This window comes from Streptomyces sp. Y20 (assembly GCF_043195475.1).
Classification (GTDB): domain Bacteria; phylum Actinomycetota; class Actinomycetes; order Streptomycetales; family Streptomycetaceae; genus Streptomyces.
Map to the genome: position 1 here is coordinate 153,551 of NZ_JBIDDP010000006.1, position 25,369 is coordinate 178,919.

Genomic DNA, 25,369 nt, shown 5'->3' on the forward strand with positions numbered 1-25,369 from the left:
GCCTCTATGTCAGATAGCCTGACATCAATGCCGTACGGAACCGGAGGTTCTGCATGACCATCGAGTACGCCACCCGTTACCGGGCCCGCTCCGTCATCCCGCCGGAGCCGGGCAAGCCCTACTTCGTCGAGAAGGGCCTGGGCGACCGCGCCCACCTGTTCGGCGACCTCGTCACGGTGTACGCGGGCGGCGAACAGACCGAGAACACGTTCAACTTCTTCACCTGCGAGGGCCCCAAGGGCGAGCTGATCCCCACGCACTCCCACGCGAACACCTACGAGGTCTTCTACATCACCCAGGGCGCCGTACGGCTCTTCGTGGAGGACCTCGGGGGCGAGCAGCACGAGAAGCTGCTCACGCCCGGTGACTTCGGCTTCGTCCCCAAGAACTGCCCCCACGCCTACCGCATGGAACGGCACCACTCCCAGGTCGTCGGCGTCGCCGCCGGACCCGGCGGCACCTTCGAGCGGTTCTTCGAGACCCTCGGCACGCCCGCTGACGAACTCGGGCTGCCCGTCCGCCCGTTCGTGCCGGAACCGGAGAAGTTCGCGACCGCGCCCCGGCAGTACGACGTCCGCTTCCTGCCCGGCCACCAGTGGCGCACCGGGAGCTGACGCACGTGCCGTACGCCGAGGCGCTACCGGCGGGCGTCCTGGGCGTGCCCTGTACGCGCTGCTGGGGGTCAGGTCGCCGGCACCACCGCCCGTCGGCCTGTTCGGCATGGTGCCGGGGCAGGCCCTGCCCGGGGAGTCTGCTGAACCGGTCGGCCGGTCCTTGCCGCGGTGCTTCGCGACGTCGGCCGGATTCCCGCCCGCCGCTGCTCGGGAGGATAATCCGGCGGGTACCCCGAGCCTGTGAGGAGCCATGAGTCATCGCGCCGCCAACCTGCCCCAGCTCCTGTCCGAGGGCCGCCGCTGGTTCGAGGACGCCCTGTTCGCCAGCATGGAGGCGGCGGGCGAGCAGCCGGTGACGACGGCGCAGGCGTCCGTCTTCGCGATGCTCGACGCGGAAGGCACCACCGTCTCCGAACTCGCCCGGCGCGTCGGGGTCACCCGGCAGACGGCCCATCAGGCGGTACACGGCCTGATCGGCATGGGGCTGCTGGAGCAGACGCCCGACCCCGGGTCCGCCCGCAGGCGCCTGATCCGCACCACCCCCGAGGGGCGGCGCGTGCACGAGCGGGCCCAGGCCACGATCAGGGTGATCGAGACGGCGCTGGCGGAACGGATCGGTCCGGCCGCGGCGCGTGCGCTGCGGGAGGCGCTGACCTGCGACTGGGGGCAGCCGCCGCTCGTCGCCGCGCCCTGAGCGGCCTCACCCGGCCATGTGTTCCTTCCCGGCAGGCGCCGGGACCACGGTGATGCCCTGGACGGCCCGGCTGAGGACCACCACCCCCACCACGATCATGAGGGCCCCGCACGCCTCGGGTGCGAGCCACCAGCCGGTGCGGATCCGTTCGTCGAAGAGGGTGATCCCCAGGACCAGGCTCACCACCGCGTCGCCGATGGTCAGGGCCGGCTGGCTCGCGGCCAGCGGACCGGCCTGGAGCGCGTTCTCCAGCAGGAACACGGAGGCGGCGCCGGCGAGCGCGAAACCGTACGTCTGCCAGGACCGCAGGAACGCGGAGAAACCGTGGTCGGCGAACGTGCCGCTGGCCGACTTCAGGAGGGCGGCGGTCAGGGCGTTGCCCGTCGCGGAGGCCGCCCCCAGCAGTGCGGCGCGCCGGGCCGGCGGGCGTCCCCGGCCGGCCAGCAGGATCGCCGCGGCCATGCCACCGGCGCACAGGCACACGGCCGGGATCCAGCGGGAGAGGGGCGCCTGATCGGTCGCGCCGTGCGGGGCCGCCGCCAGGAGCAGCAGGGCGAGGCCCGCCACACAGCCGCTGACGCCCCACCAGCCCCAGGGCGGCAGCCGCCGGTGCATCAGTGGGGCGGCGACGAGCAGCGCGAAGGGCAGTTCCAGGATGAACAGCGGCTGGACCAGCGCGAGCGGGCCGTTGACCAGGGCCAGGCTCTGGAACAGCGCGGCGCAGATCACGCCCGCCATGCCGGCCATCCAGTAGGGCCGGTGCACCAGCTCCGCCAGCAGCCGCAGCCCGCCCCGGCTGCTGGCCGACGCCGCCTTGCGCTGGAACGCGGTGCCCACGGCGTTGCTCGCTGCTCCCGCGACGGCGAACGCCGCGGCCAGTTCGATCACGACCGTCTCCTGCCTGCGGCGGACCTCCCGGAGGAGGACCGGGCCCCTCCAGCCTAAGGAGGGCCGGATCCGAGTGCCGGGTGCGGCCGCGGGCGGCAGGCGCCGTTCTCGCCCGGACGGGCTATGCGCCCGGTTCCGGGGTATCCGCCGGGCAGAGCCGGTCCGGTGAGCTGGAGGAGTGCATGACGCAGGCGGTCCGCGAGATCATGACCACCAATCCGGTCGCGGTGGCGCCGGACACCCCGGTGTGCGAGGTCGCGGCCCGGATGCGCGACGAGGACATCGGCGTGGTCCTGGTCTGTGCCGGCCACCGGCTGCGCGGCCTGGTCACGGACCGGGACCTGACGGTGCGGATCCTCGCCGAGGGCGGGGACGTCACCGGGCGGACGGTCGCCGAGGCGTGCAGCCGCGAGCTGGTCACCGTGGCGCCGGACGACGACGTGGACCGGGCCGTGTGGCTGATGCGCGGCAAGGCCCTGCGCCGGCTACCGGTCGTGGAGGACGGGTGCGTGGTCGGGATCGTCGCCCTGGGCGATGTGGCCGTGGAGTACGACCCCGAGTCCACGCTGGGGGTCATCAGCGCGGCCGGCCCCACCCGGTGAGGACGGACTCCTTGGGGGACCCGAGAGGTTCGGGTACGGCCCGGTGGGCGCGACGGTGCGGTAAGTCGGCCTGCGCACGGCCAGTAGCAGTGCTGGACGGCGTGTGGACCCCTTTGCCGCGCTGCGCGTGTCAGGGGTCCGCCCGACGCGCACCTTCACCCTGCGACCCGGTGGCGACCGGGAGCGGTCGGGGTGGGCGGCGGACGTCAGGCGGCGGCCCCGCCGGCCGTGCGGCTCACGCCGTGCCGGCGCCGTTCGTGCGCAGGGCGGTGTCCACGGCGCGGATCCGCCACTCCTCCACCGTGTCCTGCTGCCGCCGGGCCCGTTCCAGGAGGGTGCCGAGCTGACCGGGATCCAGGCGCCGGTCGGCCGTCGCGAGCCGGCGCAGGGTGCCCCATCCGGCCGCCTTGCCCTCCACCGCCATTCGCAGCGCCTCCAGCTCCACGACCGTGGTCAGCGGAGACCGCCTCACCAGCCGGCCGTTGGTCTTCAGCCGCCCCACCTTCTCGGCCGCCCAGCCCGCGCAGACCTTGGCGCGGCGCACCGGCACGTTCAGGTCCCGCATGATGCCCAGCAGTGCCGCCCGGTCCTCGCGGATCTCCGCGGCGACCGGTCCGAGGGCCCTGCCCAGCGCGGAACCGCGGGCCGACCGCACCAGGCTGCCGGCCCGCTCGGCGCCCGCCGTGGCACCGGTGAGGTGGTCGTTGAGGTAGATGCCGAGCAGCCGCTTGTCCAGGCCACCCGTGCCCTCGGGGCCGGGCGTACGGGAACGGTTCATCGCGAGCCTCCTTCGTAGCTGCTGTGGCTGCTGTGGCTGCCGTGGCTCCGGGGCGTCCGTGATCCCGGTGGCCCGCCGTTCGCGTCCCGGCCGCGAGCGGGACGCAGCGGGCGGGAGACGCCGAGACGCACGTCCCGCACGCCGTCGGAGAAGTGCACGGTCGGCTCGGTGCCGGACGGCGGCAGTCCGGCCGCCCCGGTGAGGGTCTCCTCGACCCGGTCGAGGCGGGCCGCGCGCAGCGGCCAGGGCGCGTGCTCGACGGGCGTCTCCCACAGCGCGCCGAGTTGCCGCGTGTAGGCCCGCCACCGCGAGGTCAGCCACACGTCCCGGGGGTCCGGCCGGATCGGCGTGCCCGGCCGGACGGCCAGGTGGTAGCGGGGGCCGCCGCCGCGCCGGACCCCGGTGTAGACGAGGGTGTCTGCGGGGCGCGACACGTCCAGGCGGCCGAGGTGGTACGGCACGCCCACCGCGCGGGCCGCCAGCATCACCGGGCAGGCCACCTCGATGGAGAGGAACCACAGCCCGTCCCGGCCGTCCCGGTCACGGACGTAGGTCCGCAGGTTGGTCTCGGCGAAGGAGGGCAGGGCCACGGGGGAGCCCGGCGGACGCACCCCGGCCATGACGAACGTGGTGAGGCCCACCCACGCCGCCCCGTCGAAGGTGTCCACCACCAGGCCCGCCGGCAGCAGCCGCTGGACCTGGCCGGGGGAGTACGGCCAGTGCACGAAGGTCTGCGTCAGCCACCCGGCACGCAGCACGGGAGTGTGCACCCGCTGCTCCGGTCCGTACGACACCACGCCCAACGGCTTTCCCGCGCACGCCGGCCGAAACCCGGTGTGCCGGGTGCACCGGCGGGTTCAGCCGCCCCAGACCGACCAGGACGCCGTGCCGTGCGCGCAGACGAGGACGGCGAGCACGACCAGGTCGGCGATGCCCAGTCCCAGTCCCAGGAGCGCCCGGAACCGGCGCGGTGTGTCCCGGCGCAGGGCCAGGACGGCCAGCACGATGGCGACGGGGCCGAGGACGAGGTTGAGGACGAGCAGTCCGACGAGTCCGAGGACGAAGGAGGCCACGGCCATGCCTTCGGTGTCCCGCCGGCCCGTCCGGGCCGAGGGGGGTGCGGTCAGCCGCATCGTCACGCCCCCCTCGTCCGGTTGCGGCGCCGCCGCTCGCGTCCCGCGAAGACGGCGAGCCAGAGGGCGATGAGCGAACCGACCACCAGCGTGACGGGCCAGGGGAGGTAGGCCGCCGACCCCACGACGATGCCCAGCAGGAGCAGGGCGGCGATCAGGAAGAGCACGGCTGCCTCCCCGGGCCGGCGACGAGGGGCGCGGACTCCTGTCGGTGCACCGGCCTCTGCGGCCGTTTCTTTAACGCGTTCATGACATCGCCGGTTACCCGTGAGTCGCCGTCTCACGCAGTGGTTCGCCGGACGGGCGTGTTCCTGACGGCGCGGCAGCACACGCGTGGCCGGATCGGACGCGTTCGCGCTCCGGGCTCCACGGACCGCGCCCCTTCCGGCCCCCTCGGGTGCTCGGCCTGCCCGTGGCCGCCCGCCCGGACTCGGCCGGGTCCGATCCGCCCGCTCGGATCCGGCCACCGGTGCTCAGGTGGCGCGGGTGCCGCCGCCCCGGCGGATACGGCCCAGCAGATCCCGGTGGTAGGCGGCGATCTGACCGCCCGGCACCGGTGCGGGGCTGCCGGCGAGGGTGTACCAGGTGTCGCTGCCGGACTGCTGGACGGCGACGCGCACACTGTGTCCGTCCGAGCGGAGGATGGTTGCGACGGTGAGGTCGCCGGTGATGGCGCCGACTTCTTCGGTCAGCGCTCCGCCGGGGCCGGCCGTGACCCGGTCGACGTAACTGTTGATGGCGGGGGGGTTGTTCATGAGGCGCAGGTTTCCATCAATCCGGCCGGTGCGTCCCGCACCGCGCAGGAGTCGCGCGAGCGTTCCCCGTGTTGGGTGTGTGGCCGGGGTCCGGCGGGGCCTCATCCGAACAGCGGGAACCGATCCGCCGCCGGCCCGAGGGCCGTCCGTTCGGCGTCGGTGAGCGCGGCCCGCCCGGTGCCCACGCGCGCGTAGTGCGTGTCGCTCCATTCCGGCAGGGCGGGCCGGCCGAGCAGACCGTCCAGGGTGGCGCGGACCGCGGCCAGCCCCTCGGCCGAGGGGCTGGGCGCGTGCGGGAGCCGGACCGTCAGGTCGAGGTGGTGGACGGTCGCCTCCACCGCGAGGGTGAGCGTGAGGTCGCCGGCCGTCAGGACGTGCCCCTGCGTGGCCACCCTCGTCCCGGGCGGCACGGTGGCCGCCGCGTGCGCGGCCGCCGCCAGCGTCTCCAGATACAGGCCGCGCAGCTGGCCGAAGTCGAGGAACATGCTGCCGTTCACCCGTACCCAGCGCCTGCCGTTCGCCGCCCCGGCCGTGCCCGGCCGCCAGTCCCGCCAGTAGGTCACCGCGTTCCGGTCGGCGGGTCCGTGCGCGGGCGTGTGGAGGGCCACCAGGGCGCGCTGGGCGTCCTGGAGGCAGTGGAAGACGAGGTCGCGCACCGCCCAGCCCGTACAGCCGGTCGGCAGCCAGGACTCCTCGTCGCCGAGGTCCGCGACCGCCGCGGTGGCGGCTGCGTACGCCGCGCGCAGGACGGACGCCGGGCCGGTGCTCTGTGCTGTGCTCATGCGGTCTCCCTGTCCCGTTGCGGTCAGGACACCGGATGGTAGTCACCGTCGCCCGCGGCGCCGGGCCCGGCCGTGCGTGAGAACCGGATGTCCGGGGCCGGTCAGTCGCGTGCCGTGTCCCGGTAGGGCACCCGGGCCAGCTCGTGGACCTCGCCGACCGTGCCCCACTCGTCGCCGCCCAGCCGGGACAGCGGACGCAGCAGCGCGATGTCGGGGCGGCCGGCCACCAGCGCGTCCTCGCGGACGGCGGCGTGCACGACCCGGCCGAACACGACCGTCGAACCGCCCAGCCGCAGCGTCGAGTGCAGGGTGCACTCCAGCGCCACCGGGGAAGCGGCCACGCGCGGGGGCCCCACCCGCAGCGAGGGTTCGCGCTCGATGCCCACGGCGTCGAACTCGCTCCGGTCCCGGGGGAAGTCGGTCGCCGTCGCGTTGATCTGGGCGAAGAGCGGCTCGGGCGCGAGGTTGACGACGAACTCGCCCGTCGCCTCCGCGTTGCGCAGCGAGTCCTTGCGGCCCACGGAGGTGAACTGGACGATGGGCGGATCGGTGCAGGCGACGGTGAAGAACGAGTGGGGAGCCAGGTTCGCCGTCGCGCCGTCGGGCGTGAGGGTCGAGACCCACGCGATCGGCCGGGGCACGACGACGGCCGTGAGCAGGCGGTAGAAGGATCCCGGATCCATGGCATCCGGTGAGTAGTCGACACGCATGACAGCACGCTAAGCGGTCACCCGGCCGGGTCACACCGCCGGCCCCTGTGCACCGGGCGCCCACACACGGTGAAGCGCGCCGCCGGTGCAGCCGTGTTGCCCGTGTCGCCCTGAGCGGAACCCTCTGCGCCGACGTCTACGAGCCGGCGGCCGACGCCCGCGACCACGTCCGCGACACGGCACGGCACGGAGTGACCCCGGACCGTCGTATGCCGGTCCGGGGCCGCTCGCCCGGGTGCCGCCCGGTACCCGGGCCGTCGGTCCGTCAGACCGCGAGGCGCTCCGCGAGCTGCTTGGCCCTGGCGGCGGCGGCCTCGAAGGCGCGGTCACGCGAGGCCTCGTACAGCGGGACCAGCTCGGCCATCGCCGGGTTCTTCGACGCCATGGTCAGCTCCGGCACGATGAACTCGAGGTCCAGGCCGAGGGCGTCGGCGAGGACGGCCTTGAGGTAGTTCTGCACGTACTCGTACGACTCGCGCGGCGTGCCCGGCGCGTAGGAGCCGCCCCGGCTGGCGACGACGGTCACCGGGGTGCCCTTGGCGGACGGGTCCGGACCCCCGGTGCGGCCCATCAGGACGATGTTGTCCAGCCAAGCCTTGAGGGTCGACGGGATCGTGTAGTTGTACATCGGGGCGCCTATCAGCACGGCGTCGGCCTGCTCCAGCTCCTCGATCAGCTTCACGCGCTCGGCGAAGACGGCGGCCTGCTCCGGCGTGTGCGTGGCCGGGTCGGTGAAGCCGGCGAGGTGCGCCTCGGCGGTGATGTGCGGGACGGGGTGCGCGGCCAGGTCGCGGTAGATGACCGTGCCCTGCGGGTGCTCCTCCTCCCAGTGCTTGCGGAAGGCCTCCGTCACGGCGCGGGAGGCCGACGCCTGGGTCGGGAAGACGGATGAGTCGATGTGCAGCAGGGTGGCCATGAAGGTCTCCAGTGAGCGAAGCGAGGCAGCAATGAGCGAGGCAAGGCAGCCGGACACGCAGCGCACCGGCTGACGATTCATACGAGACTATTTCTAACACAGGGACTTACTTTTTCTCACCCCCCTACGGAGGAGTAGTACCCTGAGGTCATGGCGGACGAGAACCACGACAGTGCGGCCTGCAAGCGGGTGGACGACGGCATCACGCGCGTCTTCCAGTTGCTCGGCAAGCGCTGGAGCGGCCCGATCGTGGCCGTTCTGGTTGAACAGCCCGCGTACTTCACCGACCTGTGCCGGGCCGTCCCCGGCATCAGCGAACGCATGCTGTCCGACCGGCTCGCCGAACTCGGCGCGGCCGGACTCGTGCTGCGCGAGGTCGACGAGGGCCCGCCGCTGCGCGTCTCCTACCGGCTGACGACGGCCGGCGCGGCCCTGGAGCCCGCGCTGCGCGAGCTGGCGGAGTGGGCCAAGGTCCACCTGCCGGAGGCGTCGGCGTGCCCGGAGACCAGCCTGGAACGGCCGCCACGGACACGGGCCTAGCGCTCGGTCACCGGGGAGCCCGGCGCTCAGCCACCCGGGAGCCCAGCCCTCAGTCGACCGGCCAGGTGTGCACCGGTGCGTTCAGGTGCATGTAGTCGATGTACAGCTGGGCCATTCGCCGCAGCGCCTCGTGCCGGCCGGCGTGCGTGGCGGTGTCCAGGCGGTGGAACATCTCCTTCTGCCACACGGCCCCGTTCCGTGCCGTCACACAGCGCTGCTCGATGATCCCGAGGAGCGGCTCCCGCCACGCGTCGTCCATGCCGGAGTGTTCCAGTCCGCGGTGCGCGAGCGGCAGCAGCCGGCGCAGGACCAGTTCCGGCACCGGCACCTCGCCCATCCCGGGCCAGTACAGCAGCGCGTCGATGCCGTGCCGGGCGGCGGCGTGCAGGTTGTCCTCGGCGGCCGAGAAGGACATCCGTGACCACACGGGCCGGTCCTCCTCCACCAGGGCCCGGGTGAGCCCGTAGTAGAAGGCGCCGTTGGCGAGGGTGTCGGCGACCGTCGGTCCGGCCGGCAGCACCCGGTTCTCCACCCGGATGTGCGGTACGCCGTGGGTGACGGCGTAGACCGGTCGGTTCCAGCGGTAGATGGTGCCGTTGTGCAGGGTGAGTTCGCCCAGCTCGGGGGTGTCGCCGCGGTCCAGCGTCTCGGCCGGGTCCTGCTCGTCGCACAACGGCAGGAGAGCCGGGAAGTAGCGCAGGTTCTCCTCGAACAGGTCGAAGACGCTGTTGATCCAGCGTTCCCCGAACCACACCCGGGGCCGTACCCCCTGCACCCTGATCTCCTCCGGGCGGGTGTCGGTGGCCTGCTCGAACAGCGGGACACGGGTCTCGTGCCACAGCTCCTTGCCGAACAGGAACGGGGAGTTCGCCGCCAGGGCGACCTGCACCCCGGCGATCGCCTGGGCGGCGTTCCAGTACGGGGCGAACTCCTCCGGGGACACCTGGAGGTGGAACTGCGTGCTGGTGCAGGCCGCCTCCGGCGTGATGGTGTCCGCATAGGTGCGCAGCCGGTCGACCCCGTCGATCTCGATGCGCAGGTCCTCGCCGCGCGCCGCGAAGACCTGGTCGTTGAGGAGCCGGTAGCGGGGGTTCTCCGACAGTGCCCCCTCGCCGATGTCCTCCTGGCGCAGCGTGGGCAGGATCCCCACCGTGATCAGACGGGCACCCACCGAACGGGCGCGCTCGTCGGCGTGGTTCAGCGCCGCCCTGATCTCCGACTCCCAGGCGTCGGGTCCGCCCGCCGTCAGCCGCCGGGGCGGGACGTTGATCTCCAGGTTGAACCGGCCCAGCTCGGTGGACCAGGCGGGATCGGAGATCGCTTCCAGTACGTCGTTGTTGCGCATCACCGGCTCGGCGCCGTCGTCCACCAGGTTCAGCTCGATCTCCAGGCCGACCTGCGGCCGCTCCGACTCGAACCGTGCCTCGCGGAGCATCAGCGCCAGCGCGTCCAGGCAGGCGTGCATCTTGATCCGGTACCGGCGGCGGTCCTCGCGGGTGAAGACGAGCGCCGGGACGTCACGCCCCATCGGCCCTCCAGGGTCCCCTCGACGGACACCTCTCCCCCCAGCGTCGCACCCCCGCACGACCCGCACCAAGCGGGTCGCCGTCGAGCCCCCTGCCCGTCGCCGCTGGCCGCCCGCCTCGGGGGGGACCCCGTACCGGCGGCGCCGCGCGGTTCCCTCTCACCCGCCCGGCCCTCTCGGATGGCCCGCGGGCGCCCGGCGGCGGAGGGTCTGAACCAGACCGGTCGGGTCGTTGGACGGCCGGTCCGAGGCGGGGAACGGTGCATCCATGCGCTCGGGCCGTTCCCCGCCGTTGCCCGCCGCCCCTGCCGTCGCGCGGGTGTAAGTAGTCGCTGTACAGGAAATCCCGGTAGATGATCATGGGCGGCTGGCACGCCGGCCGGGAGCTACGAGAGGTTCCCGGAAAGATCGCCGGACGGCCGTTGGCGGCCTTGGGATGCCCGACTTCCGCACCAGTACCGACCGACCCCCCCGCAACTCCGGCAGTGACTGACGACCATCGCACCACCGGCCGCTTCGCACAGGATCACGCAGTGAATTCAGCTGTGAGGCGGCAAAACCTCGATGACCGTGGCCGTGCCGGCAATAGGCCGGGCCTCGTGCATCGTGATCACGTCACCGCACTTCAGATGCCTCCACTGCTCGGGGCTCAGAGGGGCCAGCCGAACGTCGGCGGTCTCTCCCGGGCCGAGCTCCTCCGCGAACTCCACCCACACCCGTGCGACGCTCAGCTCGCGTTCTCCACCGGTGGTGCGGTTGCCGATGTCCCACATCGGTCTGAGTCGGCCGTCCCCGGCATAGGCACTCCGGCGTCCGCCCTTCTTTGCCTCTGGGAGACTCAGTGTCGCCCTGACCGTGCCGTGCCGGACTTCCCAGCCCCGCCACTCGCACCAGCGGCGGCTGCGGTCGAGCATCATCTGCCGGGCGGCCTCGGCGAGAAGCTCCCAGAAGTGCAGGGAGATGGAATGGACGTCTCCGAACTCGGTGAGAAGGCCGAGCACCATCTCCCACTCCTGGCGCCTGATGTCCTCGCGAACATCCCCGACCGTCACGCCGTTCTCTGTCATGGCGTCCTCGGGCAACAGGTCAACGGCTTGCCGAAGGAGCGTGAACGCGTCATCCATGAGCCGGATTCTCCCTGGCCTTGGGCACCTCGTCACCGCCGAGCACCAGGACCCACCGGCGCGACACGCCTGGATGCTTCTGGATGCTCGGTGTGAGTGGCGAGCCGGGTGCCATGGCCGGCCGCGGCGACCTGATCGTTGGGTGATCGCTTGTCACCCCGTCACCTTGGTGTTCGCCGGCACCAGTGATGCTCGTAGCAGCAGACCTGGCCGGTGCCGGTGCCCCCGGCAGGCAAGAACGGGCACGTGGTAGAACGAAACGACTGTCCGAGGTGTGAAGCCCCGGCCGGGAGCCCATGCCGTCCCAGACCAACTCCCTGCGCCTGGAGCTGAGTCCGCGGGGCATCGGTGTCACCGGACTGCACGTCGGCTACCTCGACACCGACACGGCCGCACACGTCGACGCGCCCAAGTCCAGCCCCCGGGACGTCGCCGCGCTGGCGCTGGCCGGCGTCGAGTCCGGGGCGTACGAGGTGCTGGCGGACGACGTCAGCCGGCAGGTCAAGGCGGCCCTCTCCGGCGACCTGGCGGCGCTCCACCCGCAGTCGGCGGACCAGGTGCGCCGTCCCGGGACATTGGTGCCACGCGTGCGGCGCTGCACGTGCAGGGCGGCGGCGTGCGGTGGTTCGCCGTCGGTGAAGGCGAGGCCGGGCTCTCCCGGATCACGACGGTTCCCGGCGACGCGCACAGCCACTCGCTGACGCTGCCGGCCCGGGCCGTGGGCGGCGTCGGAGGCGTCTAGCCGGTACGGCCCGCGGGGCGGCGGGATTGTCAGTGGGGCCCTCTACCGTGTGGAGCAGTGAGGACCTGCGGGAACGGCCGCGGTCCGTCCTGGGGGAGGGGGCTGCCATGTGCACGGCGTGCACCGTGTCGACGACGTATCTGGAGCTGTCGCAGGAGGGCGAGGGTGCCCACAAGTTCTACGAGGTGACCGTCGACGGTCTGGTGGTGACCGTGCGGTACGGCCGGATCGGCGCCGCCGGGCAGACGCAGACGACGGCGTTCGCGACGGCGGAGAAGGCGCGGGCCGCCGCCGCGAGGAAGGTGGGGGAGAAGGTCCGCAAGGGATACGCCCCCGCCGTCCCGGGACAGCGCGCCCCGCGCGCGGTGACCCGGCGTCAGGTCAGCTCGGCCCCGTCCACGGCGCGGGCGGTGGCGCCCGTGCTGTGGCGGTTCCGCACCGGCTCCGCCGCGTTCGGCATCCATGTCGACGACGAGCGCTGCTGGGTGGGCAACCAGGCGGGTGACGTCTACACCCTGGACCACGAGGGCGACGTCCTGGCCCGGTTCGGCCTGCCGGACGGCGTCAAGTGCCTGGTCGCCGACGACTTCTGGATCTACGCGGGCTGCGACGACGGCACGGTGTACGACCTCTCCTCGAAACTCCCCTTCGCCGCCTATGACATCGCGGTCGACGTGGACATCTTCTGGCTGGACATCCACGAGGGCGTCCTGGACGTCTCGGACCGCGCGGGCCGGCTCACCGTCATCGACCACGAGGACGAACACCAGTGGTCCCGCCGCAGCCGGGGCGAGCACGCGTGGATGGTCCGGGCCGACGACCGGGCCGTCTACCACGGCCACCAAGGGGGCGTCACCGCCTACGCGCCCGACGGCGGCGGCGAACTGTGGCACACCCCCACCCGGGGCGGCGTGCTCTTCGGCTGGCAGGAGGAGCACGCCGTGTACGCGGGCACCGCGCACCGGGTGGTCCAGCGGCTGTCCAAGGAGAGCGGTGCCATCGAGGCGACGTACGCGTGCGACAGCAGCGTGTACTCCTGCGCCACCTCGCCAGGCGGCCGGTTCGTCTTCGCCGGTGACGGCGCGTCATCCGTGTACTGCTTCGACCGGGACGGCAAGCGCCTGTGGAAGCTGGGCACGGGCAGCGGTTCGGCGCTGTCGATGCAGTACCACGACGAGCGGTTGTACCTGGTGACCACGGACGGATCGCTGGTCTGCGTGGACGCGAGCGAGGCGGCGGTCTCCGCGGCCCAGCAGGGCACGGTGCCGGTGGTGCGGGACGTCAAGCTCGCCGCCGCCCTGCCGACGTACGCGCCGGCCACGGCAGTGACCGCGGTGGCCACGGTCGCCCAGGCGCCGGCCGGTTCGGTGGTGGTCGAATGCGTGCGGGAGGCCGGCCGGGTCCGGGTGCACGTGCTGTCCGACGGCTACGACTCCTCCTGGAACGTCCAGTTCCCCCGCGCGATACGGGAGCCCGGCGCGCGGTACGTCGTCGACGCCCTGCACCCCGCGGCGGGCGGCTTCTACCGGGTCCGGGGTGACATCCGGCGCCTGCTCTGACAGCCCGGCCGTACCGGGCCGGGTGCCGGGCCCCGGCGGGTCAGGGGCGCGTGGTCGCCGTCCGTTCCAGGATCTCCCGTGCGACGGGGAGCGCGTCGGCGCGGTCCGCGGGGACCAGGCCGATGCGGGTGCGGCGGTCCAGGAGGTCCGACTCGTCGAGGGCCCCCTCGTGCTCGACCGCCCAGCGGAGCTCCGCCCGGGTCACGGGATGGCCGGGCAGGACCGGCTCGGCCAGGGCCGGGTCCCGGGCGGCGAGCGCGTGGACGGCCGCGGCCTCGGTGCCGTGGCGGCGGACCAGGTCCGGCGGCGCGGACAGGGCCCGCAGCCGGCCGGGGGCGGCGGCGCCGACCAGCGGCAGGTCGGCGGTGGGGGAGGGGACCGTACGCAGCCCGCGCGCCGCGGCCGCGGCGTCCACCGCGTCCTGCGCCATCCGCCGGTAGGTGGTGAGCTTGCCGCCGACCACCGTGGTGACACCGTCGGCCGAGGTCAGTACGGCATGCCGGCGCGAGATGTCGGAGGTGCGGGCCGGTGCGCCGTCCCGGCCGCCGGATCCGGAGGTGTCCAGCAGCGGGCGCAGTCCGGCGAACGCGCCGACGACCTCGTCCCGGGCCACGGGAGTGTCCAGGACGGAGCCGAGCACGTCCAGAAGGAAGCCGATGTCAGTCTCGGGGACCTCCGGCACGTCGGGGATGCCGCCCTGGACCGGCTCGTCGGTGAGGCCGACGTAGACGCGGCCGTCCCCCTGGGGCAGGACCAGCACGAAGCGGTTGGTCTCCCCGGGGACCGGGACGTGCAGGCCGGCCGGCAGGGCACCGAGCCGTTCGGAGCGCAGGACCAGGTGGGTGCCGCGGGACGGCCGTACGCGGAGGCCGTCGGCGAGGGTGCCCGCCCACACCCCGGTGGCGTTGATCACGGCGCGGGCCCTGATCTCACCCTCCTCACCGGTGCGTTCGTCCCGGATCCGGGCGCCCGTCCCGGTCAGCTCCAGTGCCCGCACCCGGGTCAGCACCCGGGCGCCGCGCGCGGCGGCCGTGCGGGCCAGGGCGGTCACCAGGCGGGCGTCGTCGGTCACCCTGCCGTCCCAGGACAGCAGTCCGCCACGCAGTCCGGCCGCGCGGACCGAGGGCGCCAGGTGCCGGGCCTCCGTCGCCGACAGCCGGCGGGGCGCGGGCAGCACCTGGCGTGGGGTCCGGGCGGCCAGCCGCAGCACGTCCCCGGCCCGGAACCCGGCCCACGCCAGCGAGGCCTGGGCCCTGGACACCAGCGGGGTGAGCGGCAGCACGAACGGCTGGGCGGCCACCAGGTGCGGGGCGGTGCGGGTCATCAGGATGCCGCGTTCGACCGCGCTCTCGTGCGCCACGTCGAACTGGGCGGAGGCAAGGTAGCGCAGCCCGCCGTGGATGAGCTTGGAACTCCAGCGGGAGGTGCCGAAGGCCAGGTCGTGGGCGTCGACCGCGACGACGTCCAGTCCGCGGGCCGCCGCGTCCAGGGCGGCTCCGGCCCCGGTGGCGCCGAGCCCGACGACCAGGACGTCGGCCGTCCGGCCGTCCGCGGCCTCGGCCAGTTCCCGGCCGCGCCGGCGTGCGCTCAGGGACGAGCCGGGCGCGGCCTCGGTGTGGCTCATGGCGTCAGGGTCCTCTCCAGGAGGGCGCGCAACTCACCGAGGAACGCGCCGGAGTCCAGCTCCGGGTCGTCCTCGTCGGTCATCGTACGCAGGGACAGGGTGAAGGACTGCACGGTCAGCAGCAGGGCGCGGGCCTGCCGTTCGGTGTGGCCGGGCCGGACGGACCCGTCCGCGTGCCCTTCGCGCAGGGCGTCGGCGAGCAGCGCGAGCAGTGCTTCCTGGCTCGCGCCGCGGCGGTCGAGCACGTAGGGGAGGAGCAGTTCCGGGTCGACGTCGATGATCTTCCGGAAGAGGGGGTGCGCCCGGAACGCCTCGACCCCCCTCACCAGTCCGTCCACGATCCGGGTGCGGGTGGCGGTGCCGGGGGAGGGCTCCGGTATGGCCCGGCCGGCCACGTCGATCCACTCGCGGGTCATCAGGTCGCCCACCAGGGTCCGCAGGTCGGGCCAGCGCCGGTAGAGGGTCATCCGGGAGACCCCGGCGCGCCGGGCGACGTCGGCGAGGGTGGTGCGCCGTACCCCGACGGCCAGTACGCAGTCGCGTACCGCGTCGAGGACGTGATCACTGTCCGAACCGTTGTGACGAATAGGCGTCATGTGTCACAGTGTAACGCCCCGGGGGCCGGAGGGAAGGTGCCCGTGCCCCGGGGCGCGGCCCAGCCGCGCGAACCGAGCACACCGACCTGTGAGGACGACCGTTCGATGGACATGCTGTGGAACGGCTGGGGAGACCCGGCCAAGGCGGCACCGCTGCCCGAGACGGTGACCGGCCTGCTGCGCGACCTGCTCGGCGTCACACCCCGCACCACACCCGCGCCCGCCCTCGCGGACGTCCGCCCGCCCGCCCCCACGGCCGCCCCCGCAGCGCTGCGGGCGCTCGCCCGCGCTGCCGGCGGCGAGGAACACGTCCGTACCGACGCGGAGACCCGCATACGCCACACCCGCGGCAAATCCACCCCCGACCTGCTGCGCGTCCGCGCCGGCGACCTCTCCGCCATCCCGCAGGCCGTCGTCCTGCCGGGCAGCCACGACGAGGTCCTCGCCGTGCTGCGCGCCTGCGCCGCGCACGGCCTGGCCGTCGTCCCCTTCGGCGGCGGCACCTCGGTCGTCGGCGGGCTCGCCCCCCAGCGCACCGCGTTCGTCGCCCTGGACCTGCGCCGCATGAACCGTCTGCTCGACCTGGACCCCCTCTCGCGCACCGCCGTCCTCCAGCCCGGTCTGCGCGGCCCCGAGGCCGAGGCGCTCCTCGCCGGACGGGGCTTCACCCTCGGCCACTTCCCGCAGTCCTTCGAATGGGCCACCATCGGCGGGTTCGCCGCCGCCCGCTCCAGCGGCCAGGCCTCCGCCGGCTACGGCCGCTTCGACGAGATGGTCCTCGGCCTTACCCTGGCCACCCCTGCGGGCACCATCGAGACCGGCCGCGCCCCCCGCTCCGCCGCCGGACCCGACCTGCGCCAGCTGATCCTCGGCTCCGAGGGCGCCTTCGGCGTCATCACCTCCGTCACCGTACGGATCCGCCCGCTGCCGCAGACCCGGGTGTACGAGGGCTGGCGGTTCGGCTCGTTCGAGGAGGGCACCAGGGCGCTGCGCCGGCTCGCCCAGGACGGCCCCCGCCCGACCGTGCTCCGGCTGTCCGACGAGACCGAGACGCTCATCGGCCTCGCCCAGCCCGAGGCGATCGGCGCCGGTCCGGGGCGCGGCGACACCGGATGCCTCGCGATCACCGGTTACGAGGGGACGGCCGAGGACACCGCGTGGCGCCGGGAGCGGGCTGCGGCCGTCCTGACGGACTGCGGCGGCACCCCCGCCGGCACCGAACCCGGCGACCGCTGGGCGCACGGCCGCTACTCCGCGCCCTACCTGCGCGACGCCCTGCTCGACGCCGGAGCCTTCGCCGAGACGCTGGAGACCGCGGCGTTCTGGTCCCGGGTCCCCGGCCTGTACACGGCCGTCCGCACCGCCCTCACCGACACCCTCACCCAGGCGGGCACCCCGCCCCTGGTGATGTGCCACATCTCCCACGTGTACGAGAACGGCGCTTCGCTGTACTTCACCGTCGTCAGCGCCCAGGGCGAGGACCCGGTGGCGCACTGGACGCCCGCCAAGCACGCCGCCAACGAGGCCGTACTGGCCGCCGGCGGCACCATCTCCCACCACCACGGGGTCGGCACCGACCACCGCGACTGGTACGTCCGCGAGGCCGGCCCCCTCGGCGTCTCGGCCCTGCGCGCCGTCAAACACCGCCTCGACCCCGACGGGCTCCTCAACCCGGGTGTCCTGCTGCCCACCGACTGACCCCACCGATCCGACCGCCTGCCTCGAAAGGCACACCGATGCGACAGTTCACCGCCGTCGTCAATCCCACCGCCGGCGGCTCCACCGGGGCGGCGACCCTGCTCCACCTGGCCCGGCTGCTGCGCGAGGCCGGCGCCGGCCTGGACACCGAGTACAGCCACAGCCTGGGCCACGCCCAGGACATCGCCCGCACCGCCGGCGAGCGGGGACGCGTCGTCCTCGCCGTCGGCGGTGACGGCATCGCCGGCGGCATCGGCGGCGCGCTCAGCGGCACCGGCACCGTACTGGGGCTCGTCCCCGCAGGACGCGGCAACGACTTCGCCCGCGCGCTGCGCCTGCCCGCCGACCCGGCCGCACTCGCCGGCATCCTGCTGCGCGCCGAACCCCGGCCCGTCGACACCATCGAGGTGGAGTCGGCCGTCCATCCGCGCACCGTCGTCCTGGGCAGCGTGTACGCCGGGGTCGACGCCGAGGCCAACCGGCACGCGAACAACGCCCGGCTGCTGCGCGGCGCCGCCTCCTACTACGCCGGAGGCCTGCGTGCCGTCACCACCTGGCGGCCGGCCGGCTTCCGCGTCACCGTCGACGGCACCGAGCACACCCACCGCGGTTACACCGTCGTCGCCGCCAACTCCCCCTACTACGGCTCCGGCCGGCTCATCGCGCCGGACGCACGGGTCGACGACGGGCTGCTCGACATCGTCATGATCCGCGACGCGCCACGCCGGCTCTTCTTCACGCTCATGAACGAACTCAGGACGGGCGCCCACGTGAACCGTCCCGAAGTGCGCGTCCTGCGCGGCCGGGAACTGCGTATCGAGGCCGACCGGCCCGTCCCCTACGGCGCCGACGGCGAGGTGGAGGCCGCCCTCCCGGTGACGCTGCGGGTACGCCCCGCGGACCTGCGGGTGCTGTACTGACTCCGTCCCCGCCGGCTTGCGCGCGACCGGCGCCGTGCGGGCCGCGGGGCGTGCCGCAGGCGACCGTCTCCGGCCCGGCCGGCGCCCCGCCGGTCCCGGGGTGCCGGCGCCGTTCAGTCCTGCAGGGCGTCGCCGACGCTCGGGTAGCACGGGATGAGGGTGGTCAGGCCCACGATCTCCAGGGTGCGCAGGACGGTACTGCGGACGCCGGCCAGGCGGAGCCAGCCGACCGGTTCATGGGCCTGGTGGGCGGCGATGAGGACGTTGATCCCACTGGAGTCCATGAACGCCACGCCGCTGAAGTCCGCGACGGTACGCGCCGGCTCGGCGGGGTCCTCGGGCAGCAGGGCCCGGCGGAGCACGCCCGAGGTGTGATGGTCGACCTCGCCACTCACCGTGACCACGGTGACACCGCCGACGGTGGCCTGATCGACCGACAACCGGTCCGCTTCCGTCTCTTCGTTCGTGTCTGCCACGTGTTCCTCGTCCACGCTCGCCGATCCTTGCCCAGAGCTTTTCTCTCCGGGAGGCTGCCCAGGATCGCGCAGAGGATGCGGGCCGGCCCTCGACCGTCCGGCGCCGAGGTGCCGAGTCCCCTACAACCTCGGGAGTCCCTGGTGTGTCCAGTACACGACGACCGGGCCCGCGCGGCCCGGTCACCGCCTTTTCCCGTCCTGACGAGAGGTCCACCGTGCGCTCACCCCTGCGCCCCGCGGCCGCGGTGATGGCCGCCGCGATCGCCATCGGCGTCCCCGCCCTCGCCGCCCCCCTGGCGCACGCCGACGACCTCGCCCCCGACCTGGTGGTCTCCTCCCTGCCGGCCGCTTCTCCCGAGCCCGGCGAGGTGTACGACCGGAACGTCACCGTCACCAACCAGGGCACGGCCCCCGCGGACGGCGTCACCTTCCGGATCCGGCTCACCCGCGGACTCGACTTCCCGGAGCACGCCGACGGCTGCACGTACTACATGGACGACCCGAACGCGGCGATCCTCGTCCGGGCCATGCTGGGCCAGCTCACCGCGCGCCCGCGGCCCCCCGCCGCCCCGGTGCCCCGCCTGCGCCGCACCGGCGGCTGACCATCCCGCCCGTCGCCGGATGCGGCGGTGCCATGAGATGCCTCACCTGTGAGTTGCGTGTGGATCTGTGCGGTTCCGGCCACGGCTTTGTTAGATTGCGCAACTACGCAACCGAGAGGTCACAGCACCTCTCGCCTGCCCGTACACCGCCGCGCACGCCCGGCCGTCCCTGCGACGGACCGGCCCGCGACAGGCCCGACCGTTCAGGGGAGTGGGAAATGAGCGACCCGTGGGACGGGCCGGCCGGCCAGGCCACGCGCCGCCGTAGCGACAGGGTGCCCGGGCAGCGCACCGCCGGACCCGACGAGCCGGGCGGCCGGGCCGCGGTCCGGGCGGCCTCCGGCACGCGCGAGGGCGGCCGCTCCCGCCGCGCCCGCCCACTGCGCCGCGGCCTACGGGCCTTGAAGATCCTCGGCGTCTGCCTGTCCACCCTCATCCTGATCACCGCCGGCGCCGGCTGGTGGTTCTACCAGCACCTGAACGGCAACATCCACAGCCTCGCCCTGGACGGCAAGGGTGGCGCGGAGCAGGCAGACGCCTTCGGCCGGACGCCCATCAACATCCTCGTCATGGGCTCCGACGGCCGCACCAGCAAGACCGACTGCTCCCTGGGCGGCGGCTGCTCCCGAACGGGAGTGCAGAGCGGCAGCAACGCCGACGTGGAGATGGTGCTGCACATATCGGCCGACCGCTCCAACGCCACCGTGATGAGCATTCCCCGGGACACCATGACCAGGGTCCCGGCCTGCGAGGACGGCGAGACCGGCAAGTCCACGTCCGGCTACTACGGGCAGGTCAACAGCGCGCTCCAGTACGGCCCCGCCTGCCAGGTGGCCACCGTCCACCGGCTCACCGGCATCCCCGTCGACCACTTCGTGAAGCTCGACTTCTCCGGCGTGGTGAAGATGTCCGACGCGGTCGGCGGCGTGTCCGTCTGCGTCAACGCCGACGTCTACGACACGTACTCCCACCTGAAGCTCTCCCGGGGCACCCACACCCTCAAGGGCGTCGCGGCCCTGGAGTTCGTCCGCTCCCGGCACGGCTTCGGGGACGGCAGCGACCTCGGCCGTACGATCTCCCAGCACATCTTCCTCAGCGCGATGATCCGCAAGTTCAAGAGCGCGGGCACGCTCACCGACCCCAGCGCGGTGTACGGGCTCGCCGACGCCGCCACCAAGGCACTGACCGTGGACGACGGCCTGGGCTCCGTGAAGAAGCTGATCGCGCTCGCGGGCGACGTCAACAAGGTCCCGGCCAAGCGGATCACCTTCGCCACGATGCAGACGGCACCCGACCCGGACGACGACAACCGGGTGGTGGTCGGCCCGGGCGCGAAATCCCTGTTCTCCACCATCGCCCACGACCAGTCCCTCAGTACCGGCTCCGGCGGCAAGTCCGCGGTGGCGTCCGCGACCGCCACGGCCACCGCCGTACCCGCGTCCGAGATCGCCGTGACGGTGGAGAACGGCACGCGCGTCACCGGCCGCGCCTCCGCCGTGGCGGACGCCCTCACGGAACAGGGCTTCGGCACCGGTACCACCACGGGCAACGCCCCGACCCCCGCCACCAGGACCACCCTCACCTACGGAGCCGGCCGGAAGGCCGCCGCGCAGACCGTGGCGAAGGCGCTCGGCCTGCCCGCCTCCCACCTGAAGCAGGGGACGGGCAGCGGACTGACCCTGGTCGTGGGGGGCGACTGGACCAGCGGCAAGGATTACCCCGGCGGCTCCTCCGCGCACGCCGAAACCGGCGCCGCCGTCTCCCACGCCCACGCCTCCACCGCCGACCAGGCCAAGACCTGCGCCAAGGTCAGCCCCTACAAGACGGTCACCCTGCACGGCGTCTCCATGACACCGTCCCAGGCGTACGCGGCGGCCCGGAACGAACCCGACTCCGACGGCTGAGCGGCACATAAGGGCGCGTCGCGGTCGTGGTAGGTCTGTTCCGGGCCGACGGGAATGTGCGGCCGGGCAGGGGCCGGCAGGGTCAGATCCTGCGCCAGCGGGCCATGAACCAGGAGAAGACGCCGAAGGCGGCCAGACCGAGCGCGATCAGGGCGAGCAGCCACGGCCCGGCCGGCAGATCCCGGAAGGAGCGCAGGGTGTCGTCCATGCCCTTGGCCTTGCCGGGCTGGTGCTGGACGGCCGCGACGATCGCGAACACCCCGGCGACGGCGAAGACGATGCCGCGTGCCACGCCGCCCGTGACCCCCAGGACGTCGGTCACCCGCTCGGTCCGCTGCGACATCTCACCGGTCCGCAGCCGCTTGCGGAACTTCTTCCGCACGGCCTGGACGCCGATCCACACTCCGGCGATCACCACGCCGACGCCCGCGATCCCGACGAGCCACTCACCGGCCGGCCACTTCAGCACCATCGCGGTGACGTCGTCGGTGTGCTGGTCGGAGGAGCCGCTGCCGCTGCCCTTGTCGCCCGCCGCGTAGGACAGCACGGAGTAGGACACGAACGCGTAGAAGACGAACCGGCCAGCGGACGCCGCCCGCTTCGTCAGCTTCGTGCCGTCCGGACCCGCCGCGCCGACCACCGCCTCCGACAGCCGCCACAGCGCCATGCCGGCGAGCGCGATGCCCACGATCCACAGCATCGCCGAACCGAGCGGCTTGTCCGCCAGTTCCGTGAGGGCACCCCCGCGGTCGGCCTGTTTCCCGCCGCTCCCACCGCCGAAGGCGATCTGGAGCGAGATGATGCCCACCAGAACGTAGATGAGCCCACGGGCGGCGAAGCCCGCCCGGCCCGCCATGGCCATCGCCTTGCTGTCGGCCGCGCGCCGGGCCCCGAACCGTCCTTGCACTGCCCACGAGTGTGTCCCCATACATCGCCGATGCCCCCGCGTCCCGGTACGACACCTGGCCGATGCCCCGGCCCTCGGGGGCGACGCTACTTCGACCGCTGCGAGGCGGCGGCGGCGGGCCGCAGGTCGGCGAGAGTGAGGGGACGGGCCGGAGGGTCGGACAGCGCGGTACGGGACGTGATCCGGCCCTGCCCGTCGACGTGCAGCAGTTCGCCGGGGTCCATGAGCCGCCAGTGCGGGTTCTCGTCCATGGGCTCGCTGGCCACGACGACGGCGGGCCGTTCGCTCAGGGCCGCCGAGTGCACGCGCAGCCGGCCGTGGCGGCCGGAGTGGTCGAGATGCCGCGATCCGTGGCGCCCGCCGGCCGGACGGGGAAGGACGTACAGCTCGTGCGTGGCCGGATAGCGCAGGGCCCACAGCTCGTCAGCGGTGGCGACGATGATGTTGAGGGCGTACAGGGGGAGGTGCTCGGCCGCCCAGCGCGCCGCGGAGACGATGCCGGCGGAGACGTCCCCCCCGTGCGCCGCGGTCTCCCGGGTCACCAGCGCGAAGAAGCGCTCGGAGTCGGTGTCGCCGTGCACCAGCGAGCGGTCCTCGCCCAGGTGCCGGTCGAGTGCGTCGAGGCCCTCGATCACGCCGTTGTGCGCGAACAGCCGCCCGTCCTGTGCGAAGGGGTGGGTGTTGCGCACGTCCAGGCCCCCGGTCGAGGCGAAACGGATGTGGGCGAGGAAGGTGGCCGACTCCACCTGTCGGGCCTCGTGGGCGAAGACCCGGTCCTCGTAGGCGGCGATCGGCGCCTTGTGCACCTTCGGGGTGCCGTCCCCGGTGAAGTAGCCCAGGCCGGTGCCGTCGGGTTCCCGGTGGCTCTGCGCGTCGAGGCTGTCCGGCGCGTCCAGCAGCCAGAACGTGGCGTTCGTGCGCGCGGGGGAACTGCTCAGCCCGAAAAGGCGGCACACGGCACCCTCCTTGGTCTCGGTCCCCGGCCGGGAGATCCACGGCCGGACGGCCATGGTCCCGCGCCCGGCGCCGCCGCGCACGCGCGCGCGGCGGGCGGTTGGCCGACATCCGGCGAAAAAAACAGGTGTGTTTGTCGAGCGGCCGGGTAGACGCGGCTTCGTCGACCGGTGACCAGCACCTATGGAACGATTCGGGAGGGGAACACCATGACGACGCTCACCGTGGCCCAGGACACGAAGACGGCGGTCGGGCTGCCGGAGGTCGCGGATCCCGCGGCTGTGGCTCCTCGGGATGCGCGGGAGTTGTCGAAGGTGTTCTTCGATCAGCTGGCGGTGCTGGAGGAGGGTACGGCGGAGTTCCAGTACGCGCGGAACACGTTGATCGAGATGAACATGTCCTTGGTGCGGTTCGCCGCCGCGCGGTTCCGCAGTCGTGGGCCGGAGGAGATGGAGGACATTGTCCAGGTCGGGATGATCGGCTTGATCAAGGCGATCGACCGGTTCGAGTTGACGCGTGAGGTGGAGTTCACGTCGTTCGCGGTGCCGTACATCGTGGGGGAGATCAAGCGGTTCTTCCGGGACACGTCGTGGGCGGTGCATGTGCCGCGGCGTCTTCAGGAGGCGCGGGTGGCGTTGGCGCGGGCGACGGAGGAGTTGCGCAGCCGGTTGGGTCGGACGCCGACGGTGCGTGAGCTGTCGGAGTTGATGTGTCTGTCGGAGGAGGAGGTCGTGGAGGCGCGGTTGGCGGCCAACGGCTACAACTCGGCTTCGCTGGACGCGGCGATCGGTGGCAGTGAGGACGGGGAGAGCGCGCTTCAGGACTTCATCGGTACGGAGGACGCGGCGCTGGGGTTGGTGGAGGACTTCCACGCGTTGGCTCCGATGATCGCGGAGTTGGAGGAGCGGGACCGGGTGATCCTGCATCTGCGGTTCGTGGAGGAGCTGACGCAGGCGCAGATCGGTGAGCGTCTGGGTGTCTCCCAGATGCACGTCTCGCGGCTGCTGTCCCGCACCCTCAAGCGCCTTCGGGAAGGCATGCTGACCACCCGCTGACCACCGCCTGACGGTCACGGCCTCGTGCGGCGCCCCTGATCTCAGGGGTGCCGCGGCCGCGTTCATCTCCCGTCCGGTCCCTGGCCCTTCGCGGCACGCATACCCGCAGCCCCCCACCTGGGGGGCTTTTGCGTCTTTCACCGTCGCCGACAGGCAAGTCCAGTCTCCCCCGCCCCCGTTCGCCACCTCTTCGCCCAACGTCCCTGGCCCGACCTCTTGTTGAACGGCCTGCGATAAGGTACGACCTGTTTGGTTCGATTCTCGGCCGGGGGAGGGTCCATGGCTCAGCAGGAGCGAGCTGTCCGGACCCGGCGCGCTGTTCTCGAGGCCGCCGCCGGCGTCTTCGCGGAACGCGGATACGCGGCCGCCACCATCGCCGAGATCCTCCAGCGGGCCGGTGTGACCAAGGGCGCCCTTTACTTCCACTTCGGCTCCAAGGCCGCCCTCGCCCGGGGGGTGCTCCAGGAGCAGATGAGGACCGAATACCACCTGCCCCGGGAGCTGAAGCTGCAGGAATGGGTGGACGCGGGCATGACGCTGGCCAACCGCCTGCCTCAGGAACCGATGCTGCTCGCCGGTGTCCGGCTCTCCGCCGATCTCCAGGGCCATGACATCCTCGGCAGCACCTGGCCGGCCTGGGCCCGTCTGACCTCGTGCGTCCTGTCGGAGGCCAAGCGACGCGGTGAGGTCCTCCCGCACGTGTCGCCCGAGGAGACCGCCCAGGTCTTCCTCGGCGCGTGGATCGGCGTGCAGTTCGTCTCGCAGGCGGTGGCCGGCTGGGCGGACCTCGACGACCGTATGGCGGCGCTGTACGACCACCTCCTCCCCTCGATCGCGGCCCCCGCCGTCCTGGTCCGGCTGGACACCGCACCGGACCGCGGCGCCCGCGTGATCGCGGAGACCCACGAGAAGTCGGCAGCCCTCGCCGGAGCCTCCGCCTGACCCGGCCTTCGCGCCGCAACCTCCCGCTGCCGTGCCATGCCCGTACGACGGGCAGCCATTTCCTCGCCGTCCGACGGGCGCACGCGCGGGCCCGTAACAAACCGCCGTACCGGTTTTCCCGGGTCGGGCCCGCACGGCGTGACGGTCGTCCGAAATACCCGTGTCACCTACCCGGCCAGGCGGGTGGCGGGACCCTGCCCGCCTTCGGACGACTTCCCAACCCCTCCCAGGCCCAGCGGCGTTGGCGAGCCGTTCATCTCTGAACGGCGTCGGCCCGGCGCAGCGCGTCCGATGCGTGAACACGTGCGCGCGGTCACTAGGATGTGCAA

27 protein-coding genes and 1 pseudogene are annotated in these 25,369 nt (G+C 73.1%); 12 read left to right on the forward strand and 16 right to left on the reverse strand.

The annotated features are described in order from the left end of the window. The first annotated feature begins 53 nt into the window (after nt 1-53). Both ACGFT1_RS17395 and ACGFT1_RS17400 read left to right on the forward strand, forming a co-directional pair. On the forward strand, nt 54-614 hold the full coding sequence (locus ACGFT1_RS17395) for a quercetin 2,3-dioxygenase (protein ID WP_373909831.1): 561 nt from the start codon (nt 54-56) through the stop codon (nt 612-614). A gap of 250 nt (nt 615-864) precedes the next feature. Beyond that, nucleotides 865-1,308, forward strand: a complete 444-nt coding sequence (locus ACGFT1_RS17400; RefSeq protein ID WP_373909832.1) for a MarR family winged helix-turn-helix transcriptional regulator — start codon at nt 865-867, stop codon at nt 1,306-1,308. A gap of 6 nt (nt 1,309-1,314) precedes the next feature. On the opposite strand, the gene ACGFT1_RS17405 is transcribed toward ACGFT1_RS17400, so the two are convergent. Beyond that, nucleotides 1,315-2,196 (reverse strand): DMT family transporter, encoded by an 882-nt coding sequence (locus tag ACGFT1_RS17405; RefSeq protein ID WP_373909833.1) that lies wholly within the window; start codon nt 2,194-2,196, stop codon nt 1,315-1,317. Nucleotides 2,197-2,378: 182 nt separating this feature from the next. Here ACGFT1_RS17405 and ACGFT1_RS17410 point away from each other — a divergent pair, with 182 nt between their 5' ends. Then, nucleotides 2,379-2,798 carry a CBS domain-containing protein gene (locus ACGFT1_RS17410; RefSeq protein ID WP_373909834.1) on the forward strand — a complete coding sequence of 140 codons (420 nt, stop codon included), beginning with the start codon at nt 2,379-2,381 and terminating at the stop codon, nt 2,796-2,798. Nucleotides 2,799-3,033: 235 nt separating this feature from the next. Here ACGFT1_RS17410 and ACGFT1_RS17415 read toward each other — a convergent pair whose 3' ends face one another. The 8 genes from ACGFT1_RS17415 to ACGFT1_RS17450 all read right to left on the reverse strand — a co-directional run bounded on the left by ACGFT1_RS17415 (nt 3,034) and on the right by ACGFT1_RS17450 (nt 7,872). Continuing rightward, complete coding sequence (locus ACGFT1_RS17415; protein WP_373909835.1) at nt 3,034-3,576, reverse strand: hypothetical protein; 543 nt, start codon at nt 3,574-3,576, stop codon at nt 3,034-3,036. Then, complete coding sequence (locus ACGFT1_RS17420; RefSeq protein ID WP_373909836.1) at nt 3,573-4,373, reverse strand: YqjF family protein; 801 nt, start codon at nt 4,371-4,373, stop codon at nt 3,573-3,575. Before ACGFT1_RS17420 ends, ACGFT1_RS17415 begins: the two co-directional genes overlap by 4 nt. 60 nt (nt 4,374-4,433) lie before the next feature. Beyond that, on the reverse strand, nt 4,434-4,709 hold the full coding sequence (locus ACGFT1_RS17425) for a DUF4190 domain-containing protein (RefSeq protein ID WP_373910101.1): 276 nt from the start codon (nt 4,707-4,709) through the stop codon (nt 4,434-4,436). A 2-nt stretch (nt 4,710-4,711) separates the two neighbouring features. After that, entirely contained in the window at nt 4,712-4,876 is a 165-nt protein-coding gene (locus ACGFT1_RS17430; RefSeq protein ID WP_373909837.1) for a hypothetical protein, read from the reverse strand. A gap of 306 nt (nt 4,877-5,182) precedes the next feature. Next, the gene (locus ACGFT1_RS17435; protein ID WP_373909838.1) at nt 5,183-5,464 is read right to left on the reverse strand and encodes a hypothetical protein; all 282 of its coding nucleotides are present in this window, start codon (nt 5,462-5,464) and stop codon (nt 5,183-5,185) included. Nucleotides 5,465-5,565: 101 nt separating this feature from the next. Beyond that, nucleotides 5,566-6,246, reverse strand: a complete 681-nt coding sequence (locus tag ACGFT1_RS17440; protein WP_373909839.1) for a maleylpyruvate isomerase N-terminal domain-containing protein — start codon at nt 6,244-6,246, stop codon at nt 5,566-5,568. Between the two features lie 101 nt (nt 6,247-6,347). Further along, on the reverse strand, nt 6,348-6,956 hold the full coding sequence (locus tag ACGFT1_RS17445; RefSeq protein ID WP_373909840.1) for a flavin reductase family protein: 609 nt from the start codon (nt 6,954-6,956) through the stop codon (nt 6,348-6,350). 265 nt (nt 6,957-7,221) lie between these two features. Further along, entirely contained in the window at nt 7,222-7,872 is a 651-nt protein-coding gene (locus tag ACGFT1_RS17450) for an FMN-dependent NADH-azoreductase (protein ID WP_373909841.1), read from the reverse strand. 150 nt (nt 7,873-8,022) lie between these two features. On the opposite strand from ACGFT1_RS17450, the gene ACGFT1_RS17455 reads away from it, so the two are divergent. Next, complete coding sequence (locus ACGFT1_RS17455; RefSeq protein WP_373909842.1) at nt 8,023-8,412, forward strand: winged helix-turn-helix transcriptional regulator; 390 nt, start codon at nt 8,023-8,025, stop codon at nt 8,410-8,412. A gap of 49 nt (nt 8,413-8,461) precedes the next feature. Here the strand turns inward: ACGFT1_RS17455 and ACGFT1_RS17460 are convergent, their stop codons facing one another. Both ACGFT1_RS17460 and ACGFT1_RS17465 read right to left on the reverse strand, forming a co-directional pair. Next, complete coding sequence (locus ACGFT1_RS17460; RefSeq protein WP_373909843.1) at nt 8,462-9,940, reverse strand: glutamate-cysteine ligase family protein; 1,479 nt, start codon at nt 9,938-9,940, stop codon at nt 8,462-8,464. A 536-nt stretch (nt 9,941-10,476) separates the two neighbouring features. Continuing rightward, nucleotides 10,477-11,070 (reverse strand): hypothetical protein, encoded by a 594-nt coding sequence (locus ACGFT1_RS17465; protein ID WP_373910102.1) that lies wholly within the window; start codon nt 11,068-11,070, stop codon nt 10,477-10,479. A 290-nt stretch (nt 11,071-11,360) separates the two neighbouring features. Here ACGFT1_RS17465 and ACGFT1_RS17470 point away from each other — a divergent pair. Together ACGFT1_RS17470 and ACGFT1_RS17475 are read left to right on the forward strand one after the other, a co-directional pair. Next, nucleotides 11,361-11,612, forward strand: a pseudogene (locus ACGFT1_RS17470) (short-chain dehydrogenase); the annotation flags it as partial. Nucleotides 11,613-11,910: 298 nt separating this feature from the next. Further along, complete coding sequence (locus tag ACGFT1_RS17475; protein WP_373909844.1) at nt 11,911-13,362, forward strand: WGR domain-containing protein; 1,452 nt, start codon at nt 11,911-11,913, stop codon at nt 13,360-13,362. 40 nt (nt 13,363-13,402) lie between these two features. Here ACGFT1_RS17475 and ACGFT1_RS17480 read toward each other — a convergent pair whose 3' ends face one another. Together ACGFT1_RS17480 and ACGFT1_RS17485 are read right to left on the reverse strand one after the other, a co-directional pair. After that, on the reverse strand, nt 13,403-14,986 hold the full coding sequence (locus ACGFT1_RS17480; protein ID WP_373909845.1) for a glycerol-3-phosphate dehydrogenase/oxidase: 1,584 nt from the start codon (nt 14,984-14,986) through the stop codon (nt 13,403-13,405). Continuing rightward, nucleotides 14,983-15,582 carry a TetR/AcrR family transcriptional regulator gene (locus ACGFT1_RS17485; protein WP_373909846.1) on the reverse strand — a complete coding sequence of 200 codons (600 nt, stop codon included), beginning with the start codon at nt 15,580-15,582 and terminating at the stop codon, nt 14,983-14,985. Before ACGFT1_RS17485 ends, ACGFT1_RS17480 begins: the two co-directional genes overlap by 4 nt. A gap of 105 nt (nt 15,583-15,687) precedes the next feature. On the opposite strand from ACGFT1_RS17485, the gene ACGFT1_RS17490 reads away from it, so the two are divergent. Both ACGFT1_RS17490 and ACGFT1_RS17495 read left to right on the forward strand, forming a co-directional pair. Continuing rightward, the gene (locus tag ACGFT1_RS17490) at nt 15,688-17,280 is read left to right on the forward strand and encodes an FAD-binding oxidoreductase (protein WP_373909847.1); all 1,593 of its coding nucleotides are present in this window, start codon (nt 15,688-15,690) and stop codon (nt 17,278-17,280) included. 38 nt (nt 17,281-17,318) lie between these two features. Next, entirely contained in the window at nt 17,319-18,200 is an 882-nt protein-coding gene (locus tag ACGFT1_RS17495) for a YegS/Rv2252/BmrU family lipid kinase (protein WP_373909848.1), read from the forward strand. A gap of 113 nt (nt 18,201-18,313) precedes the next feature. Here the strand turns inward: ACGFT1_RS17495 and ACGFT1_RS17500 are convergent, their stop codons facing one another. Further along, nucleotides 18,314-18,676, reverse strand: coding sequence for an STAS domain-containing protein (locus ACGFT1_RS17500; protein ID WP_373909849.1), 363 nt, complete (start codon nt 18,674-18,676; stop codon nt 18,314-18,316). A 215-nt stretch (nt 18,677-18,891) separates the two neighbouring features. Between ACGFT1_RS17500 and ACGFT1_RS17505 the strand changes: the two genes are divergently transcribed. Then, a complete protein-coding gene (locus ACGFT1_RS17505) occupies nt 18,892-19,278 on the forward strand; it encodes a CARDB domain-containing protein (protein ID WP_373909850.1) in 387 nt (128 codons plus the stop codon). Between the two features lie 218 nt (nt 19,279-19,496). Continuing rightward, a complete protein-coding gene (locus ACGFT1_RS17510; protein WP_373909851.1) occupies nt 19,497-21,182 on the forward strand; it encodes an LCP family protein in 1,686 nt (561 codons plus the stop codon). A gap of 82 nt (nt 21,183-21,264) precedes the next feature. Here the strand turns inward: ACGFT1_RS17510 and ACGFT1_RS17515 are convergent, their stop codons facing one another. After that, complete coding sequence (locus ACGFT1_RS17515; protein WP_373909852.1) at nt 21,265-22,110, reverse strand: DUF1206 domain-containing protein; 846 nt, start codon at nt 22,108-22,110, stop codon at nt 21,265-21,267. A 65-nt stretch (nt 22,111-22,175) separates the two neighbouring features. Beyond that, nucleotides 22,176-23,045 (reverse strand): class II glutamine amidotransferase, encoded by an 870-nt coding sequence (locus ACGFT1_RS17520; protein ID WP_373909853.1) that lies wholly within the window; start codon nt 23,043-23,045, stop codon nt 22,176-22,178. Between the two features lie 207 nt (nt 23,046-23,252). Here ACGFT1_RS17520 and ACGFT1_RS17525 point away from each other — a divergent pair, with 207 nt between their 5' ends. Both ACGFT1_RS17525 and ACGFT1_RS17530 read left to right on the forward strand, forming a co-directional pair. Beyond that, nucleotides 23,253-24,098 (forward strand): RNA polymerase sigma factor SigF, encoded by an 846-nt coding sequence (locus tag ACGFT1_RS17525; protein WP_373909854.1) that lies wholly within the window; start codon nt 23,253-23,255, stop codon nt 24,096-24,098. A gap of 279 nt (nt 24,099-24,377) precedes the next feature. Then, the gene (locus ACGFT1_RS17530; protein ID WP_373909855.1) at nt 24,378-25,040 is read left to right on the forward strand and encodes a ScbR family autoregulator-binding transcription factor; all 663 of its coding nucleotides are present in this window, start codon (nt 24,378-24,380) and stop codon (nt 25,038-25,040) included. The last annotated feature ends 329 nt before the right edge of the window (nt 25,041-25,369 follow it).

Excerpts from the sequence above, each read along its gene's own strand:
- ACGFT1_RS17395 (WP_373909831.1), top strand. The coding sequence starts at position 54 with ATGACCATCGAGTACGCCACCCGTTACCGGGCCCGCTCCGTCATCCCG.
- ACGFT1_RS17400 (WP_373909832.1), top strand. The coding sequence starts at position 865 with ATGAGTCATCGCGCCGCCAACCTGCCCCAGCTCCTGTCCGAGGGCCGC.
- ACGFT1_RS17410 (WP_373909834.1), top strand. The coding sequence starts at position 2,379 with ATGACGCAGGCGGTCCGCGAGATCATGACCACCAATCCGGTCGCGGTG.
- ACGFT1_RS17415 (WP_373909835.1), bottom strand. The coding sequence starts at position 3,576 with ATGAACCGTTCCCGTACGCCCGGCCCCGAGGGCACGGGTGGCCTGGAC.
- ACGFT1_RS17425 (WP_373910101.1), bottom strand. The coding sequence starts at position 4,709 with ATGCGGCTGACCGCACCCCCCTCGGCCCGGACGGGCCGGCGGGACACC.
- ACGFT1_RS17435 (WP_373909838.1), bottom strand. The coding sequence starts at position 5,464 with ATGAACAACCCCCCCGCCATCAACAGTTACGTCGACCGGGTCACGGCC.
- ACGFT1_RS17440 (WP_373909839.1), bottom strand. The coding sequence starts at position 6,246 with ATGAGCACAGCACAGAGCACCGGCCCGGCGTCCGTCCTGCGCGCGGCG.
- ACGFT1_RS17445 (WP_373909840.1), bottom strand. The coding sequence starts at position 6,956 with ATGCGTGTCGACTACTCACCGGATGCCATGGATCCGGGATCCTTCTAC.
- ACGFT1_RS17450 (WP_373909841.1), bottom strand. The coding sequence starts at position 7,872 with ATGGCCACCCTGCTGCACATCGACTCATCCGTCTTCCCGACCCAGGCG.
- ACGFT1_RS17455 (WP_373909842.1), top strand. The coding sequence starts at position 8,023 with ATGGCGGACGAGAACCACGACAGTGCGGCCTGCAAGCGGGTGGACGAC.
- ACGFT1_RS17460 (WP_373909843.1), bottom strand. The coding sequence starts at position 9,940 with ATGGGGCGTGACGTCCCGGCGCTCGTCTTCACCCGCGAGGACCGCCGC.
- ACGFT1_RS17475 (WP_373909844.1), top strand. The coding sequence starts at position 11,911 with ATGTGCACGGCGTGCACCGTGTCGACGACGTATCTGGAGCTGTCGCAG.
- ACGFT1_RS17480 (WP_373909845.1), bottom strand. The coding sequence starts at position 14,986 with ATGAGCCACACCGAGGCCGCGCCCGGCTCGTCCCTGAGCGCACGCCGG.
- ACGFT1_RS17485 (WP_373909846.1), bottom strand. The coding sequence starts at position 15,582 with ATGACGCCTATTCGTCACAACGGTTCGGACAGTGATCACGTCCTCGAC.
- ACGFT1_RS17490 (WP_373909847.1), top strand. The coding sequence starts at position 15,688 with ATGGACATGCTGTGGAACGGCTGGGGAGACCCGGCCAAGGCGGCACCG.
- ACGFT1_RS17495 (WP_373909848.1), top strand. The coding sequence starts at position 17,319 with ATGCGACAGTTCACCGCCGTCGTCAATCCCACCGCCGGCGGCTCCACC.
- ACGFT1_RS17510 (WP_373909851.1), top strand. The coding sequence starts at position 19,497 with ATGAGCGACCCGTGGGACGGGCCGGCCGGCCAGGCCACGCGCCGCCGT.
- ACGFT1_RS17515 (WP_373909852.1), bottom strand. The coding sequence starts at position 22,110 with ATGGGGACACACTCGTGGGCAGTGCAAGGACGGTTCGGGGCCCGGCGC.
- ACGFT1_RS17525 (WP_373909854.1), top strand. The coding sequence starts at position 23,253 with ATGACGACGCTCACCGTGGCCCAGGACACGAAGACGGCGGTCGGGCTG.
- ACGFT1_RS17530 (WP_373909855.1), top strand. The coding sequence starts at position 24,378 with ATGGCTCAGCAGGAGCGAGCTGTCCGGACCCGGCGCGCTGTTCTCGAG.